Source organism: Rhizobacter sp. P1_G5, assembly GCF_056405435.1.
This window is the reverse complement of record NZ_JBFUCB010001204.1, coordinates 1-561: the sequence shown is the minus strand read 5'-3', so window position 1 is coordinate 561 and position 561 is coordinate 1. Positions and strand designations below refer to the sequence as shown.

Sequence of the window (561 nt, the reverse complement as noted above, 5' to 3'; positions counted from 1 at the left end):
GATCTGGGTGGCATGCGTGGCGGGATCCCACGCCAGCTCGGCCGAAACTTCCTGCTTGAGTTGCTCGTCGGTCTTCATGCTTTCTCCTGTGTGAAACGGGGTGACCGATCCAATCTAGGCGTTGCACGGGCACACACCTTGCGCTTGATCAACGCAGGCCGCGATGCGCCTCGCACATCGCGGTCCGTCGCTTTGCATGACGAGGGTTGCGCCCTGTCCCGACACCACCCGCCGGCAGGCCCGACGCGCGCCTCGGAGATCCTCGCCCGCACGGCGGCTGCGGGCCGGCCTCACGCTCATCGCGCTGGCAGCGCTCTCGGTGCTCGGCCCGTGGGCCTGGATCGGGGTCGTGCCGCTGCTGACCGGCGCGTTCGGCCGCTGCCCGGCCTACCTGCCGTTCGGCATCAACACCTGCAGGCTGCCGCGCTGAGCGCGGGGCAGCGCGAGGCAGCGCGCGGCCAGTGCCGCCGCCTGCAGCGGCCGGGTCGCGTCGATCGCGATGCAGCGCGGCTGCTCGTCGACCGCCAGCGGCTGCTGCCGTGCCGCCAGGTGCTCCAGCAC

Annotated in this window: 1 protein-coding gene; it reads left to right on the top strand. The window is 71.5% G+C overall.

The features are described from left to right. Window positions 1-196 precede the first annotated feature (196 nt). Window positions 197-430 carry a YgaP family membrane protein gene (locus AC1D12_RS34975; RefSeq protein ID WP_477828549.1) on the top strand — a complete coding sequence of 78 codons (234 nt, stop codon included), beginning with the start codon at window positions 197-199 and terminating at the stop codon, window positions 428-430. The last annotated feature ends 131 nt before the right edge of the window (window positions 431-561 follow it).

Bases quoted from the DNA above. Each gene is read 5' to 3' on its own strand.
- AC1D12_RS34975 (WP_477828549.1), top strand. From the start codon at position 197: ATGACGAGGGTTGCGCCCTGTCCCGACACCACCCGCCGGCAGGCCCGA.